The sequence below is a fragment of the Acinetobacter sp. H1(2024) genome, assembly GCF_046557555.1.
Taxonomy (GTDB): domain Bacteria; phylum Pseudomonadota; class Gammaproteobacteria; order Pseudomonadales; family Moraxellaceae; genus Acinetobacter; species Acinetobacter seifertii.
In genome coordinates, this window is sequence record NZ_JBKGFO010000004.1 from 68,444 (window position 1) to 84,781 (window position 16,338).

General features: G+C 38.8%; 14 protein-coding genes. 3 read left to right on the plus strand and 11 right to left on the minus strand.

The window, feature by feature from the left end:
• The 3 genes from ACLCEG_RS12255 to ACLCEG_RS12265 all read right to left on the minus strand — a co-directional run bounded on the left by ACLCEG_RS12255 (nt 1) and on the right by ACLCEG_RS12265 (nt 2,971).
• Complete coding sequence (locus ACLCEG_RS12255) at nt 1-1,068, minus strand: DUF475 domain-containing protein (RefSeq protein WP_410567716.1); 1,068 nt, start codon at nt 1,066-1,068, stop codon at nt 1-3.
• A gap of 58 nt (nt 1,069-1,126) precedes the next feature.
• Complete coding sequence (locus tag ACLCEG_RS12260) at nt 1,127-1,705, minus strand: TerD family protein (RefSeq protein WP_174739711.1); 579 nt, start codon at nt 1,703-1,705, stop codon at nt 1,127-1,129.
• A gap of 66 nt (nt 1,706-1,771) precedes the next feature.
• On the minus strand, nt 1,772-2,971 hold the full coding sequence (locus ACLCEG_RS12265; protein WP_410567718.1) for a TerD family protein: 1,200 nt from the start codon (nt 2,969-2,971) through the stop codon (nt 1,772-1,774).
• Between the two features lie 793 nt (nt 2,972-3,764).
• Here ACLCEG_RS12265 and dusA point away from each other — a divergent pair.
• Nucleotides 3,765-4,769: a tRNA dihydrouridine(20/20a) synthase DusA gene (dusA, locus tag ACLCEG_RS12270; protein WP_410567720.1), complete on the plus strand. Its 1,005-nt coding sequence runs from the start codon at nt 3,765-3,767 to the stop codon at nt 4,767-4,769.
• A 335-nt stretch (nt 4,770-5,104) separates the two neighbouring features.
• Complete coding sequence (locus tag ACLCEG_RS12275; RefSeq protein WP_004698691.1) at nt 5,105-5,614, plus strand: hypothetical protein; 510 nt, start codon at nt 5,105-5,107, stop codon at nt 5,612-5,614.
• Here the strand turns inward: ACLCEG_RS12275 and ACLCEG_RS12280 are convergent.
• Entirely contained in the window at nt 5,606-6,520 is a 915-nt protein-coding gene (locus ACLCEG_RS12280; protein WP_410567722.1) for a LysR family transcriptional regulator, read from the minus strand. The two genes, ACLCEG_RS12275 and ACLCEG_RS12280, sit on opposite strands and share 9 nt — an antisense overlap.
• Nucleotides 6,521-6,653: 133 nt before the next feature.
• Here ACLCEG_RS12280 and ACLCEG_RS12285 point away from each other — a divergent pair, with 133 nt between their 5' ends.
• Nucleotides 6,654-6,725: a hypothetical protein gene (locus tag ACLCEG_RS12285; RefSeq protein WP_223848716.1), complete on the plus strand. Its 72-nt coding sequence runs from the start codon at nt 6,654-6,656 to the stop codon at nt 6,723-6,725.
• Between the two features lie 79 nt (nt 6,726-6,804).
• On the opposite strand, the gene ACLCEG_RS12290 is transcribed toward ACLCEG_RS12285, so the two are convergent.
• From ACLCEG_RS12290 to ACLCEG_RS12320, 7 genes are all read right to left on the minus strand, one after another.
• Complete coding sequence (locus ACLCEG_RS12290) at nt 6,805-7,566, minus strand: ThiF family adenylyltransferase (protein ID WP_019458103.1); 762 nt, start codon at nt 7,564-7,566, stop codon at nt 6,805-6,807.
• 299 nt (nt 7,567-7,865) lie between these two features.
• Entirely contained in the window at nt 7,866-10,622 is a 2,757-nt protein-coding gene (acnA, locus tag ACLCEG_RS12295) for an aconitate hydratase AcnA (RefSeq protein ID WP_410567725.1), read from the minus strand.
• 124 nt (nt 10,623-10,746) lie between these two features.
• The gene (locus tag ACLCEG_RS12300) at nt 10,747-11,559 is read right to left on the minus strand and encodes a TatD family hydrolase (RefSeq protein WP_410567727.1); all 813 of its coding nucleotides are present in this window, start codon (nt 11,557-11,559) and stop codon (nt 10,747-10,749) included.
• The gene (locus ACLCEG_RS12305; RefSeq protein WP_348884119.1) at nt 11,559-12,500 is read right to left on the minus strand and encodes an RsiV family protein; all 942 of its coding nucleotides are present in this window, start codon (nt 12,498-12,500) and stop codon (nt 11,559-11,561) included. Before ACLCEG_RS12305 ends, ACLCEG_RS12300 begins: the two co-directional genes overlap by 1 nt.
• A gap of 87 nt (nt 12,501-12,587) precedes the next feature.
• Nucleotides 12,588-13,430 carry a hypothetical protein gene (locus ACLCEG_RS12310; RefSeq protein ID WP_410567730.1) on the minus strand — a complete coding sequence of 281 codons (843 nt, stop codon included), beginning with the start codon at nt 13,428-13,430 and terminating at the stop codon, nt 12,588-12,590.
• Between the two features lie 69 nt (nt 13,431-13,499).
• Nucleotides 13,500-15,089, minus strand: a complete 1,590-nt coding sequence (locus ACLCEG_RS12315) for a peptide chain release factor 3 (RefSeq protein ID WP_039254880.1) — start codon at nt 15,087-15,089, stop codon at nt 13,500-13,502.
• A 154-nt stretch (nt 15,090-15,243) separates the two neighbouring features.
• On the minus strand, nt 15,244-16,260 hold the full coding sequence (locus ACLCEG_RS12320; RefSeq protein WP_284885226.1) for a Fic family protein: 1,017 nt from the start codon (nt 16,258-16,260) through the stop codon (nt 15,244-15,246).
• Between the last annotated feature and the right edge of the window lie 78 nt (nt 16,261-16,338).

Here is a 16,338-nt window from a genome sequence, read left to right on the forward strand (position 1 = left end):
TTATGAAGTTTGTATTTGATTTTTACTATAAGCAATTGACGACAACACCGCCCATGCAATAAATGCTATACCAATCAAACCTGTTACAACCTCAGGAACATGTCCACCTGTCCCTGTGTACAACATAATTGCTGCCAACGCACCTATGGCATAATGTGCACCATGTTCTAAATAAATAAAGGCTTCTAGCGTACCTTGTTCAACCAAATAAATAGTCATTGAACGAACAAACATTGCACCTATTGCTAAGCCAAGCATAATAATGACGACATCATTCGTGATCGCGAATGCACCAATAACCCCATCAAAACTGAATGAAGCATCTAAAACTTCAAGATAAAGGAAACCACCAATACCTGCTTTAACCAGATTAGTAGACTTCCCTGATGCTTGTTCTTCACTTGTTTCATCATCACTACTTTCCAGTAAGTGACCAATTACTTGAACACCGATGTAAACTACAATGCCCCAAATACCTGCCACAATCACGATTAACTTTTGTTCTAAAGGTACAAATGCCGCCATAACAAGTAGAGCAATGAGCGATACAAATACAGACATTGCAGGGATGTTAGCTAGATTAGATAGGTGTGCCTCCAGCCAGTGGAACCAATGTGTATCTTTGCCATCATCAAATAAGAAGTTCAAAAATACCAAAAGCAAGAACATGCCACCAAAAGCTGAAATCTCAGCATGGTGAGCTAACAGTTTCTCGGAATATGCTTTAGGATCATTTAATGCTAACTTAGCAACTTCAATCATTCCCATGTCTGCAGTTACGCCAACAATTAATAAAGGGAAAATTAAACGCATACCAAATACAGCAACCAGAATCCCTACTGTAAGAAAAATCTTTTTCCAGAATTCATCCCAGTTCCGTAATACTGAAGCATTTACAACCGCATTATCAAAAGATAAGGAGACTTCCATAACGGCCAATACACCAGTAATCAATAACGCTTTAAGCATCATTGAAAACCCTGCATTTGGCCCATGAGTAAAGCCCCACCACGCTGCCAATCCTAAACAGATCATGCTAAAAAAAATTGAGAAACGAAAATGTTTCATTTTTTACCTTTTATAAAAATTTAATGGTATTCATCATTTATTTATTGAAATGATAATTTTAGCCAACCTGAATACCATATTGCTGACACATTGCAGCCAGCCCACCAGAGTAACCTTGACCTACCGCTTTAAATTTCCACTCACCGTTATGACGATAGACTTCTCCAAATACCATTGCGGTTTCTGTTGAATAATCTTCAGCCAAGTCAAAACGAACAACTTCTACATTTGTATCCTGATTTACTACTCGTATGAATGCATTTGCAATCTGACCAAAATTTTGACCTCTTGCTTTCGCATCATGAATCGTTACGGTAATTGCTATTTTTTCAACTTCAGGTGCAACTTTTGAAAGATTTACCAGTAAGGTCTCATCATCACCATCGCCCTGTCCAGAACGATTATCACCTGTATGTTCTACTGCACCATCTTGTGATTTAAGCTGATTATAGAAAATAAAATCATGGTCACCACGAACCTTACCACTAGCTGTGAGTAAAAATGCACTCGCATCTAAATCAAACGCAGCACCATCAGTTGCACGTTCATCCCAACCTAATCCAATTAAAACTCTAACTAAATTAGGATCTGTTTTACTTAGGGATAAATTTCCACCTTTATTTAAACTAATTGCCATTTTATTTTTTCTCCTCGTTTGAACACTTTAAATTCAATAGTTTAAAAACTTACAAATAGATAAATTTTATTTACTACCAGCAACCCAACGCATTCCAAAACCAAATGCTTGGTCTAGTTCTCGATGTCCACGCACGTAACGGACATGACGCTGAACTTGAATACTTCCGCCTTTATTTACTAACTCAACAATCCCGCACATACCTAAAGGTTGCCCTTCTGACAAACGAACTTCTATAGGAGGCTGATCAGGTACATAAATTGTCACGACAGCATCTGTTTCTGCCCAATTCGGCACACCTTCATAAATAAAAGCAAATAACACTACGCGATGAATCTGTTGCCACTGTTTACCATTAATCCTGAGCCACTCACCTTCTTTTAATGCGCCAGTACGGTCATCAGCAGATAATTTAATAAATGGAAAACTATCAAAATCACCAAATTGACTACCCAAGGCTTGAATAACTGATTTATGTCCATTTTTCATCTCAAATAAACAGCCTAAATCTAAGTCAATTCCCTGATTTTGGTTAAGTAACTTTTTAAAGAATCCACCCGATTGAGTCTGCTGAGGACGTTGATTCCAATTGAGATTAATTTTAATTTCACCAAAGTCTTGATCTTGTTTTTGTAAACTAATCTGGCTATTACGCTTATCTAGCGTAATTTTATTTAAATTAATTTTGGATTGAGGGACTGATGGAGTTTTAGGCAGAGTGTCTAAAACAGGAATAATAGGTTGATCGCTAATTTCAACCCCAAAATATTCAGATAATGGTTTTAGTCCACCATTAAATCCTTGATTCACAAAACGGAATTTCCATTGATCTTTATAACGATAAACTTCACCTAAAATGAGTGCTTTTTCTTTTTTGTCAGCGCTTTTTACAATCGCTGTAGCAGTGAGCTGCCCCTTTTCCCATAATTCAATTTCAATATCTTGAATTGTATTAAGTGCACCGTGACTATCGACCGTAGCACATACAGCAAACTTATTAATATCAAGATCTAATAGTTGTGTATTAATATTAAATTGGCCTACATAAGATCGGTCATTTGTAGTTTCAATTAATTCTATACTCCTGTTTAGTGTTTGCTTTTGACCATAAAAGATCATATCCGCATCACCACGAACTTTCCCTTGAGAATTTAATAGATATGCAGTCACATCTAAACCAATATCAGAAGGTAATATTGTTTTAACTTTCAAAACAAATTGCGGGCAGCTCAAAGTGAGATTTGCACCTGTAATGAGTTGTTGCATGAATTTCCCCGTGTCTTAATTTATATTTTTAGCTGAATCTTTTTAACCTACTCAATAATTTGCATGACCTAGCACAATGTGGTGCGCTTCCAAGCATATTTATATGGCAGATAAGTAGCCTTATTTATATTGAATAAAATAATTTCGTCTGGTTTAACTCAATTCTATTAATCAAATAAGCCAAATGAATCATTAAAATTTGTATTAATTGAATCAATCTTTTACCCCAACAACCCCATGCTGCAACTCGATCTCAACCATATAATTCTTAAATTTAAATTAGAAAATAGACATAAAGGTCTTTATATTACACAATTACTTAAATTTATGCTGCTTACATTTATCAAAACTTTGGATTTTTTTAGATTTTTAATTAAAGTTTAGAGAAATTAATTACTAAAATATGAATACACCCTATCCCATCTAGTAATGTCTAAATACTGTTTTATAAGCCTATGATTCAGTTTTGAATATATAAATTATCCTAATGAGTATATATTTAGATAAGCGATTGATTATTTATATAAAATCTATTTTTAGAAATAAGTTCTATTCTTTGAACTTACATACTAATACTATAAGTTTGGCTTTCGATTAACTATTAGCTAATTTGATGCTTTCTTACAAAAAAAGCAGCTGGCTCAGTCATAACCTAACTTGTTAAAAATCATCTTTCTATCCCCAACTCAAGGTCGGTTATAAATTATACGGCTAAAAGCCTCTGTCGATTCAAGGCTAAACCCCGTATAATGCTGCCCTTTCTTTAATTTAGCGACTTTTGGGTCTATTGATTATGCAATCACTTCAATCGTTACAACCTCGTATTTCAGTTGCCCCAATGATGGACTGGACTACAAAGGATTACCGATTCTTTGCAAGGTTGTTTAACCCAAACGTTGTGCTGTATACCGAAATGGTAACGACAGGCGCGATTTTATTTGGCGATACAAAACGCCACTTGGACTATAACGCTCAAGAACACCCAATCGTACTGCAACTCGGTGGTTCAAACCCACAAGAACTTACCACTTGTACAAAAATGGCTGAAGACTGGGGCTATGACGAAGTCAACCTGAATGTAGGTTGCCCAAGTGACCGTGTACAGAATAATAAAATCGGTGCATGTTTAATGGCTGAACCAGACTTGGTCGCTGAATGTATTCATAGCATGCAAAAAGCGGTGAATATTCCAGTAACGGTAAAGCACCGTATCGGTATTGATGACATGCAGTCTTATGAAGAAATGCTGCACTTTGTAGATACTGTTGCGGCAACGGGCTGCACGCACTTTGTCGTCCATGCCCGTATTGCCATATTGAAAGGTTTGTCTCCGAAAGAAAACCGCGAAGTACCACCTCTACGCTATGAAGATGTTTACCGTTTAAAGCAAGAACGCCCACATCTAACTATTGAAATTAATGGTGGAATTAAAACTTTTGCCGAAACTCAAGCTCATTTACAACACGTTGACGGCGTGATGATTGGCCGTGAAGCCTATCACAACCCTTACTTACTTGCTGAGCTCGGCCAACTATGGAACTTAGAAGCACCAGACCGTTTCGATATTATGGAACAAATGCTGCCTTATATTGAGCAACGTATGGCTGAGGGTGCACCACTCTCTATCATTACCCGTCATATTTTAGGTTTATTTCAAAACTTACCGGGTGCCCGTAAATGGCGTCAGGCATTGAGCGGTGGAAATGCGAAAACTTTAGCTGATGTAGAGAATGCAATTCGAAACATGCAAGCTGCCATCATTCGTACTGAAGAATATGTAAAAGAGCATCAGGTTTAAGCGCGCTCAGCGCCCTTAAATTGTAAGAAAATGTGGCATTTTAAATCAGAGACTTAGATTTTGAGTATATTCGCAAATGTCGGCTCAAAATATTCAAATTTAAGCTCTGATTAATTATTTAAAATGAATAATATCAAGTAATTAAATTTCACTGCTTTTAGCCACCCTTTTAAGTAGGCTTTTTTTCTCAGTCAGAAATAAAAACTGGAAAAAAGATACGTTATTACATAACATAAACAAAACTTTTAAGTTTGGGCAATTAGTATCTCTGAACGCCACAGGTAGGTGGTGATTTTCTAAATACGGATATAGGTAGTACGGGTAGAGATTTCACGATGATTATTTATGACGGACAAGTAGCTGATAACTATATGTATCAGGATTCAAATCAGGCAGCGATTGTTGTATCACACAGCACACCAAGCCTTCCTTATCCCTTCACCATGAAACCCAATAATCACCGCACTGAAAGCAACACCCCTCCAGCCATAGATGTAGAAAAATTCGTAGCAAAATTAGAAAGTGTTACCTCTAGACGCAGTAAAGCTCGTTGTGCACGTAGCATTCGTCTTGCACTTGAGTCTGCTGGTGCCGATGTTGAAAACCATCCAATTGCAGCATCTGATTGGGGTGATACCCTGAAAAAGATTGGCTATAAAGAAATTGATCCAGCTTTTGATGAGCCACAAGAAGGCGATATTTACATCATTCATAGAACCCGCAATCACGTTTATGGGCATATTGCTGGTTACACAGGTAGTGAATGGGTTTCTGACTTTAAACAAAGCAGTTATGACGTCTATAAAGATGATAGCGTTACTTATACTTACTACAGATTAGGCTAATTCATTTTTAAGATAAAACATTTGATGAATTTGCTCGGCACAGCGTTGAATCATTTCATCATGATCTTTTCTATAGACCAACTGAACTTCTGAAAGTGACAAATAATCTGCCAAAGGTAATAGCTTGACCTGATGGGGCAATATTTTCTCAAACTCTTGGGGAACAATACTAATTCCCAAATTTGCAGAAACCAATTGTAGCTGCGAAACCTTACGAGACTGAATTGGGGCTTTTTGTGGAGTAAATCCTGCAGCTAGACACAGATTTGCCACCAAATAACTTAAGCCCCCTCTTTCCGCATAAGGTGTAGCTACAAAATGCTCATTTTTTAAGTCTTTTAAATAAACCTTTTCTTCTTTAGTAAACTTAGAATGATCAATATGGACAGCTACCATTAAAGGCTCTTCATATAATTTAAAAACATTCATGTCTTCTAAGGTGTGCCGAACGGGCGGCCGAATAAAACCAATATCAATTTCTCCACTCATTAAAGCTAGAATTTGATGCTCAGACGACAAAGTATTTATCTCAAAATTTATATGATTAGCTAAGCTAATTTCTTTTAATATATGAATCTTTCTCTCATCCATAATAATACTGCTCGAGTGAGCAATTTTAATCTGGCGATTTTTTCCTTCAGCAATATTCTTAGAAACTCCAATGATTTCATTTAAATAGTGCATATTATTTTTTATTTTTTTATAGAAAACCTCTCCTGCCGTTGTAAGCTTTACTTTCTTATCAGTGCGATCAAATAGCTGAAAGTCAATTTCTTCTTCTAATAGCTTCATTTGTCGACTTAAAGCAGACTGAGCAATAAAGAGCTTTTCTGAAGCAGCAGTAAAACTCCCTTCTTCTACAATTTTTATAAAATATTGGAATTGTTTTAATGTGAGCATCACCATCTCAAAATTAGATTATTAGGTCTATTTTCTATATTAGATTAGATAGATTGCCTTCGCTAGAATTTTATCAAGACCACTCACTTGATTGAATTATTCATGAAGTATTTTAAAGGTTTCACCATCTTTACTGTCGTTGTTCTACTTTTATGGTGTTTTAAATTTTACGATCAGCAGCTTCCAACACAGCCCAAACACGACACTATAGAGCTATATGATTAAATCGTTTTTCTCAAAAACAAAAGGCATGCTCTCCAACATAAGAGCATGCCTTTTCAATATTTAAATTAGGCTTTCTTTAAATCGAGCTTTTTCAAAACTTCAGCCACAGCAATCATGGCAAAACTTGAAGTCACCACTACTGCGGAACCATAACCACCACAGCGGAGGCCAGCTGATGGGCAGACGTCTGCACTAGAAAATGGATTATCAGTTGAATAAACACAGGTAATACCAAATTTCTCTTTTGGCTTTTTGCAGATGCCGCGAGCACGAAGTTGACTACGTAGCTTCGCTAACATTGGGTCTTGTTCTGTTTTTGATAAATCAGCCACACGAATTTTAAGTGGATCAAGCTTACCACCAGCCCCACCTGAAACAATCAAAGGTATTTTATTAAAACGACAATGCAGCATTAAAGCCAGTTTTGCTTTAACATCATCGATGCAGTCCAAAACAATGTCTGGTACAGGGTTTAAAAGCTCTGTGACATTTTCAGGTGTTAAGAAGTCATCAATAATATTAACTTTAATACGTGGGTTAATTTGGCGACAACGCTCAGCCATAATTTCAACTTTTTCACAGCCCAGAGTTGATGTCATTGCAGGTAGCTGACGGTTTACATTTGATGCCGCAACCACGTCCATATCTACCAGCGTGATCTCGCCAATACCAGTACGCGCTAAAGCCTCTACCGCCCAACTGCCGACCCCACCAATACCAATCACCATCACATGACTTTTTTCATAGTGCTGGAACGATGAATCACCATAAATTTTGGCTACACCTGCAAAACGGCGGTCATATTCATCTTGTTGGAGATCGGTCATTGCTGCTCTTTGAGGGGATATAAAACACGGAGAGTATTTTACTGCTTTTCAGACGAAAGTGTATTTCAGATCAAAGAAAACTTTATAACATCATATATAAGAACATTTAGGATTTAGTCCTTCATTTATTACTGTGACAGGCGGCAAGGATGCCGCCCAGTTGGGCTGCGGTATAAGGATATACCGTCAGCCCAACAAAGGATTTTTGTTACTTTTTATCCTTAAAAAGTAAGGATATGCCTATATAGTCAACATTAGCCAAAGCACCCTCATTACAAGGCTATGCAAACTTAGCTAAATTAACCAGCAATCAAATTCCGTAGTACATAATGCAAAATACCACCCGCCTTAAAGTACTCAACCTCATTTAACGTATCAATTCGGCATAACACATTAAAGTGGCTGGCTACTCCATTTGGCCCTTTCACATCAACTTCTAGAATTTCATGGGGTTGAATACCATCCGATAAACCACGAATTGAAATAACCTCATGACCAGTTAAATTGAGGGACTGTCTGGTTTGTCCATCAACAAACTGGAGTGGCAACACGCCCATACCCACCAAGTTTGAACGGTGAATACGTTCAAAACTTTCGGCAATCACGGCTTTTACGCCTAATAAGTTCGTACCTTTGGCAGCCCAGTCACGTGAAGAACCCGTTCCATATTCTTTACCAGCAATAATCACAAGCGGCGTATGCTCTTGTTGATAACGCATTGCTGCATCATAAATGGCAAGCTTCTCACCACTTGGTACATGAATAGTATTACCGCCTTCTTCACCACCGAGCATTTCGTTTTTAATACGAATGTTGGCAAAGGTACCTCGCATCATGACTTCATGATTACCACGTCGCGAACCATAAGAGTTGAAGTCTTTTGGCTCAACACCTTGCTCTTGTAAATATCGGCCTGCCGGACTGTCTTTTTTGATATTACCTGCTGGCGAAATATGGTCGGTGGTTACCGAATCACCTAGCACTGCCAAAATACGTGCCTGTTCAATATTTTTAATCGGTTTTGGCGGTTCACCAATCCCTTCAAAGAACGGCGGATGGCGAATATAAGTCGAGTCATCAGCCCATTCGTAAGTTTTACTTTTTGGAATCTGAATCGCTTGCCAACTTTCATCGCCATCAAATACTGCAGCATATTCTTTGTGGAACATGTCAGTATTTACTTTTTGCAGCACTTCATCAATTTCTGCTTGGCTTGGCCAGATATCTTTTAAGTAAACAGGTTGTCCATCTTTACCTTCCCCGATGGGTTGCGTCGTTAAGTCGGTACGAATATTACCAACTAAACCGTAAGCAACTACCAAAGGTGGCGAAGCAAGCCAGTTTGTTTTAACTAATGGGTGTACACGCCCTTCAAAGTTACGGTTACCCGAAAGTACAGATGCTACGTTTAAATCATGGCACTGAATTGCATCTTCAATAGGCTCAGGTAGAGGACCTGAGTTACCAATACATGTTGTACAACCATAACCCACCAAGTTATAGCCCAACTCATCTAAATATGGCGTAAGCCCAGCAGCCAACAAATAGTCCGTCACGACTTTAGAGCCAGGTGCAAGTGAACTTTTTACCCATGGTTTACGCTGCAAGCCTTTTTCAATGGCTTTTTTAGCAAGTAGACCTGCTGCCAGCATGACACTTGGATTAGAAGTATTGGTACATGAAGTAATTGCTGAAATAACGACATCGCCATGATTTAAAGGATACTTTTCTCCATCAATTACACAAGACGGGCTTTCATGCTGAATATTGGCTTTGGTCGCTTGTACAGCCGTACCACCACCGCCTTCATTTTCCAAACGCTCTTTAGCTTCTTTTACGGGCTTTAGATTTAACTCCATTAAGGCATTAAATGTTTTAGGCACTTCTGACAACAATACACGGTCTTGTGGGCGTTTTGGACCAGCTAGACTTGCCTGAACCGTACTCATATCTAAACTTAACGTATCGGTGAAAACTGGTTCATCGCCAGCATTACGCCATAAGCCTTGCGCTTTGCTGTACGCTTCAACCAATTCAATACGGTCACTTTGACGACCAGTTAATTTCAAATACCCCAAAGTCACTTCATCGATTGGGAAGAAACCACAAGTCGCACCATATTCAGGTGCCATATTGGCAATAGTTGCACGGTCAGCAAGTGGTAAGTCGGCTAAACCGTCTCCATAAAATTCTACAAATTTACCCACCACACCTTTTTGGCGAAGCATTTGAGTAATAGTGAGCACCAAGTCGGTCGCTGTAATCCCTTCTTGTAATTTGCCTGTGAGTTTAAAACCAATCACCTCAGGAATAAGCATAGAAATAGGTTGGCCTAGCATGGCAGCTTCTGCTTCAATACCACCAACGCCCCAACCCAATACACCCAAACCATTAATCATCGTGGTATGCGAGTCTGTACCGACCAAGGTGTCAGGGAAAGCAAAAGTTTGGCCATTATCTTCACCGAGCCATACTGCTTGAGCTAAATATTCTAAATTGACCTGATGACAAATACCCGTACCCGGAGGCACGACACTAAAGTTATTAAATGCAGATTGTCCCCAACGCAAAAATTGATATCGCTCGCCATTACGTTGCATTTCAATTTGAACGTTTTCTTCAAAAGCCTGATCATCGGCAAAATGGTCAACCATCACAGAGTGGTCAATGACTAAGTCTACAGGCGATAACGGATTAATTTTTTCTGGGTCTCCACCCGCTTGTGCCATTGCTGCACGCATGGCAGCCAAGTCAACCACAGCCGGAACACCAGTAAAATCCTGCATTAAAACCCGTGCAGGTCGGTACTGAATTTCTTGATCTGAACTACGGGTTTTTAACCACTCTGCTAAAGCATGAATGTGTTCGGTTTTAACGCTATGCTGATCTTCAAACCTTAATAAGTTTTCCAACAGTACTTTTAATGATTTCGGCAGTTTGGCAATGTCACCTAGCTTTTTCTCGGCTTGGCTTAAGCTAAAAATCTGATAATTGCTGGAACCTACTGTTAGCGTCTGTAGAGCATTAAAACTATTGATATTGCTATACTTAGCCATTGGGTTATCCTCCCATGTCTGGCAATGTTATTTTTCACGTTTTTACATGTTGTTTTCTTACTTTAAGCTTCTTTTCTAATCGCTGTGTTTTGTTTTAGTTAATATTTTTAATCTTTGATTTTTATTACGATAATTTCAAAGCAGATAGAGAGTTTTTCCACAGTTTTTCGGCTAAATCTGACTCAGCCATATTTAAATTTTCGGCCAAACTTTTGAGTACAAACGGTAAGTTTACAGGCGTATTGCGAGTACGCTGCTCAGCAGAGGTTTGACAGCAAAGTGGTGTCATATCCGGGCAGTCCGTTTCTATTACCAAATGCTCGGTACCTATAGCTTGCACAACGGTATGAAGCTTTTTCGCATTTGGGTTAGTCACTTGCCCCGTTACACCAATTTTAAAACCGAGTTTAATTAACCCTTTTGCCTCTTCTACACCACCACTAAAGGCATGAGCAATTCCACCGAGTTTAAATTTATGGGCTTTTAATAATGCAAGCACATCTCCATGCGCCTTTCGAATATGAAGCAGCACTGGTTTTTGATATTGCGTTGCCAGTTCTAACTGGTCAGCAAAATACTGCTTTTGCTTAGCATATATATCGGGCTGCTTATGTTCTTTCAAGAAAGTATCTAAGCCAATTTCACCTACGGCTACACACTCTTCTTGCTGTAAAATTTGTTCAAGATGAGAAAGATGCTCTGACCTGTGCTGCTCGATATAAAATGGATGCAACCCCGGTGCTAAATAAGAAGTCGGTACATTATCCCACTGCTTAAGCTGGTGATGGGTTTGCAATAATTCATCAAAGCGTGACTGCAAAAAGCCAATTAACACCAAAGCATCTACACCCACTTTTTTAGCATCGAGTGCTAACTGTTGCCGATCTTCATCAAAATCGGCAACATCAAAATGGGTATGGGTATCAAACAAACGCATTAGTTAGCACTTTTTGCAACGGGAGCCGAAGCTGGTTTGGCTTTAGGCTGTGGCAAATATTCTTCTTTCAACACATCTTGTAATTGGTCATATGGAATGACTAAACGAGGCAACCCAACTACGTAAGGCCCAATTTCGTACTCACCATATTGAAGAATCAAGCCCTGATCACCTAACAAGAAGTTCTCGGTAAGTTTAAATGGCCAAGCTTGTTCATATTCACTCACACTATTGGCAAGCTTTGAGTCGGTTACCCAAGCTTTAAATACTTCATGTGCTAACTTTTCTAAAGCGGCTTTTTTCTGCGGGCGTAATAAGTCTTCAAGTTTAATGTGCTTTTGTTCTTTTAAATCAAAATTATAATATTGCTGCGCTGCCGAACCATGTGCACCCCCTAAATAGCTACTGCTATTGACGACAACGGTTACCACTTTACCTTGTGACTGTATAATTTTAGGTTTCACTAAAAGGTTAATTTGATGATTATTACTTAGCGCTTTTAATTCGTTGTCTAAGCCAACAAATGAATTTGCATAGCGCTGAACTTCAACATCAAAACTATCTTGTTGATTAGCAGCAGCAACTGCAGAGGCCTCTGTATTTTTATCAGTTTTTCCTGCTTTTTGATCTGGCTTCGCAATTTCAAGAATCTGACCAAGTGCTTTTAAAACTTGTTGGTCAATAATCTTATCAATGAAAGGATAGTTACTTTGCAGGCGCTCTACTCTAAAGTCTGGGCAAGTTTTACCACTACAGTCTGGCAAAATCACCTTACTAGGAACTGTTTCCCCTTTTAAAGTCAGCTCTACAGGCTTTTGCTCAACCACTGCGGGTTTTTGCTGATCTTCCGATTCTTTAGGATCACTTTTAGGCTGACATGCCACTAAAAATAACGCAGAAGCAAGTAGCGTTAAACGGAACGAGGCCTTAGAAGTTAACATCATATTTTGCCTTTATTCTGAGAAGATTATGCATAACTGATATGAAGTTAGCGCATCTATAAGTAGGTTGCAAATTCTGCTACCAACTTAGAACATTTGTTCATAAACCTGAGATTGTAATATTTTTTTAGTTTGCTCTGTCGTTAAATAAATATCGAGCTGAGGAGCATCTTTGGTAATCTGATTTGCCTGATAATGCAAACCTACACCTTCACCATCAAAGAACCAGTCTGCTTGTCCCCAATATAAGGTTTTTGGGGCGTCTTTTTTGACGTCAGCGCTTTGCTTTTTGAGCCAGTCTTGATAAGCAGTTTGCACGATTTGATGCACAGTGGTTTGTTGGTCTTTTTGAAGTACATCAAGCAAAGTTAAACTTTTATGCAATTTACGATCAGCCACAAAAAAATAATAACGATCTTTTATCGTGACTTCTTCCTGTTTACTGTCCAACCCTAATTGCAACAAAACATACTGATTACGCTGCGAAGCAATGCGCGTATGAATGTGTAACTCATAGGCACGATTTTTAGAATATTTATCTTGCCATTCATCAGACTTTTTGACGTAAGCATCTACTGCTTGTTGCAAGCTCAAATCTTTTTTCAAATCAATTTGAGTCTGAATGACTTTCGCCTGATTTTTTTCAATCCAGCTATTTAACCAAGTATCTTGAGTTTTTATCGTTTGAATATCGACATCAATACAGTTTTTCTTTTCACAAAAAGGCACTGCATAATTCGCTTTAGTTTCGGTCAAATTTAAATAAGGTAGTACCTCTGCTTTCTCAGCAGAGTGATCTTTAGCAGAAGCTACATTTTTTTGAGAGGATGATGAGGACTGAGTACCCTTCCAGACAAATACAGAAATAGCAGAAATTAATGCTATGGCTGCAACTACAAGCGCAATAATTGCTTTTTTACTCAAATTCATTTCATCATCCTTTCTTATTTTTCAAAACAAAACAGCTTCTATTCGAAGCTGTTTGTTATGTTTACATGATTAGTGTTCACGAGTGTTACGGAACTGAATGTCAGGCCAACGCTCTTGCATAATCTGCAAGTTCACTCGGCTTGGAGCAAGATACGTCAAGTGACCGCCACCATCAATTGAAAGCTGGTCGTGTGCTTTTTTCTTGAACTCATTAAGAATCTTGTCATCATCACAATGAATCCAACGCACAGTATTTACACTTACCGGCTCGTAAACACAGTCAACTTTATATTCTTCTTTCAAGCGGTAAGCAACAACGTCGAACTGAAGCACACCAACTGCACCCACAATCAAATCATTGCTAATTTGCGGCATAAACACCTGAGTTGCACCTTCTTCAGACAACTCTTTCAAACCTTTTTGCAACTGTTTTGACTTTAATGGGTCTTTCAAACGTACACGGCGGAACATTTCTGGCGCGAAGTGTGGAATACCAGTGAAGTGCAAGTTTTCGCCACTAGTGAAAGTATCACCAATCTGAATTGTACCGTGGTTATGTAAACCAATAATATCGCCCGGCCATGCTTCTTCTAAATGCTCACGCTCACCAGCCAAGAAAGTCAATGCATCACTAATGCGGACTTCTTTACCAATACGCACGTGGTTCATTTTCAAGCCTTTCTCGTATTTACCTGAACAAATACGCATGAACGCAATACGGTCACGGTGTTTAGGGTCCATGTTGGCTTGGATTTTAAATACAAAACCAGAGAAACCTTCTTCTTTCGCTTCAACCACACGCTCTTGCGTTGGGTGAGCTTTAGGTTCAGGTGCCCAGTGCATAAATGCATCTAGAACGTGGTCAACACCAAAGTTACCTAATGCTGTACCAAATAGAACAGGTGTTTGTTTACCTTGTAAGAAAAGTTCGCGGTCTAATGGCTCATTTGCCATTTGTACAAGCTCAAGCGACTCTTCAAATGAAGCCCAAGCTAACTCACCTACTTTTTCACGAATATCGGCATGGTCATAACCATCACGCACTTCAATATCTGTAATCGTTGAACCAAAACCTGCTTTGTACACATACAATTTATTTTCAAGAATATTGTATACACCAGCAAAGTCACGACCCATACCAAGTGGCCATGTAATTGGTACACAACGAATGTTTAAAACGTTTTCGATTTCGTCTAACAACTCAAGTGGCTCACGAATTTCGCGGTCCATTTTGTTGACGAAAGAAATAATTGGTGTGTCACGCATACGACACACTTCCATCAATTTGATGGTACGCTCTTCGACACCTTTTGCACCGTCAATTACCATGAGTGCAGAGTCAACCGCGGTAAGCGTACGATAAGTATCTTCCGAGAAGTCTTCGTGCCCCGGTGTATCGAGTAAGTTAATCGTGTGACCTTTATATGGGAACTGCATAACAGACGTGGTGATCGAAATACCACGTTCTTTTTCCATTTCCATCCAGTCAGATGTAGCTGCACGGTCAGATTTACGGCTTTTTACCATCCCTGCAACCTGAATCGCTTTACCCCATAACAACAGTTTTTCTGTCATGGTGGTTTTACCGGCATCGGGGTGGGAAATAATAGCAAAAGTCCTACGAGCCTTTACTTCTCTAGCTAATTGATCTTTAAACATAAGGGAAATCTACAATATGTACACAGTTATGTACACATTTCTAAATATGTACCTAAGCTGAAAAAAATAGGGATTCTAAAATTGGCAATATTGTATCAGATTTGAATAGGATTTTACTGATTGTTGATAGGTCTTGATTTATCCACAATTCAAATTATTTTTTCAACCTATAGCTTTGCTTCGGACTTTTCGGCTTATCTGGAATAGTACGCTCAATCAAGCCAGCATCTATAGCAGGATTCAAGTAATTCTTTTGGAACGTTGCTCGATGAGTTAATCCAATCAATTGCATCAATTCAGCCAAAGTATAATCTTCTTGCTTCATTGCCGAAATTAAACGCTGAACTTGGTCGCTCATTTCTAGATGAGCATGTACGTCAGCTTGAGCGGTAACATGGTCGCTATCTTGAGCGGTATCCGTTGAACTAAGAATGGCATCTAAAATCATCTGCAAGATGAATTCTATAAATGAGGCTGAGTCTGTTCGATCAGTACTGGCTTGCAAAGCCTGATAGTAGGCTTTTTGATTTTGATAAATCAGGCTTTCAACGGGAATATTTGCAAAGATTGGATTCCATCTGCTTAATATTAAAGTTTGCCATAGCCTTCCCATTCGGCCATTACCATCTGCAAATGGATGGATAAACTCAAACTCATAGTGGAAGACTGAGCTTTGAATCAGTGGATGTATATCGCTGTCATTCAACCAATCAAGTAAATCAGCCATCAAACGGTTAATCTGATTCGCAGGTGGAGCCATATGCACCACTCGATCACCTGACATCACACCAACACCACCATGACGATATTGACCGACTTCATCAATCAAGCCTGTCATTAAAATTTGATGCGCTTGTAATAAGTCTGATTCTTGGCTTGGTTGCCACTGCTGAAAAGCTTCATAGGCTTTGATTGCGTTACGAACTTCCTGTACTTCTTTCGGAGGTGCAATTACGGTCTTACCATTTAGGATCGCCGTGATTTGCTCAGTGCTTAAAGTATTTCCTTCAATCGCAAGTGAACCTTGAATTGTGCGAATACGATTGGCTTTCCTTAGTTTCAGGCTATCTTGAATTTCCTCTAAAACAGTCAAGCGCCCTATATTTTCACTGATCTGTGCAATCAGATGAATGATTTTAGATGTGATGGTATAAGGCGGTTGGTATTTCATAATAGTTCTACTAGTGTAAATTCCATTTTAGAATCATATTTAACTAGACAGGCACACAAAAAAATAGGGAACTGTCTG

Excerpts from the sequence above, each read along its gene's own strand:
- ACLCEG_RS12255 (WP_410567716.1), bottom strand. The coding sequence starts at position 1,068 with ATGAAACATTTTCGTTTCTCAATTTTTTTTAGCATGATCTGTTTAGGA.
- ACLCEG_RS12260 (WP_174739711.1), bottom strand. The coding sequence starts at position 1,705 with ATGGCAATTAGTTTAAATAAAGGTGGAAATTTATCCCTAAGTAAAACA.
- ACLCEG_RS12265 (WP_410567718.1), bottom strand. The coding sequence starts at position 2,971 with ATGCAACAACTCATTACAGGTGCAAATCTCACTTTGAGCTGCCCGCAA.
- dusA (WP_410567720.1), top strand. The coding sequence starts at position 3,765 with ATGCAATCACTTCAATCGTTACAACCTCGTATTTCAGTTGCCCCAATG.
- ACLCEG_RS12275 (WP_004698691.1), top strand. The coding sequence starts at position 5,105 with ATGATTATTTATGACGGACAAGTAGCTGATAACTATATGTATCAGGAT.
- ACLCEG_RS12280 (WP_410567722.1), bottom strand. The coding sequence starts at position 6,520 with ATGGTGATGCTCACATTAAAACAATTCCAATATTTTATAAAAATTGTA.
- ACLCEG_RS12290 (WP_019458103.1), bottom strand. The coding sequence starts at position 7,566 with ATGACCGATCTCCAACAAGATGAATATGACCGCCGTTTTGCAGGTGTA.
- acnA (WP_410567725.1), bottom strand. The coding sequence starts at position 10,622 with ATGGCTAAGTATAGCAATATCAATAGTTTTAATGCTCTACAGACGCTA.
- ACLCEG_RS12300 (WP_410567727.1), bottom strand. The coding sequence starts at position 11,559 with ATGCGTTTGTTTGATACCCATACCCATTTTGATGTTGCCGATTTTGAT.
- ACLCEG_RS12305 (WP_348884119.1), bottom strand. The coding sequence starts at position 12,500 with ATGTTAACTTCTAAGGCCTCGTTCCGTTTAACGCTACTTGCTTCTGCG.
- ACLCEG_RS12310 (WP_410567730.1), bottom strand. The coding sequence starts at position 13,430 with ATGAATTTGAGTAAAAAAGCAATTATTGCGCTTGTAGTTGCAGCCATA.
- ACLCEG_RS12315 (WP_039254880.1), bottom strand. The coding sequence starts at position 15,089 with ATGTTTAAAGATCAATTAGCTAGAGAAGTAAAGGCTCGTAGGACTTTT.
- ACLCEG_RS12320 (WP_284885226.1), bottom strand. The coding sequence starts at position 16,260 with ATGAAATACCAACCGCCTTATACCATCACATCTAAAATCATTCATCTG.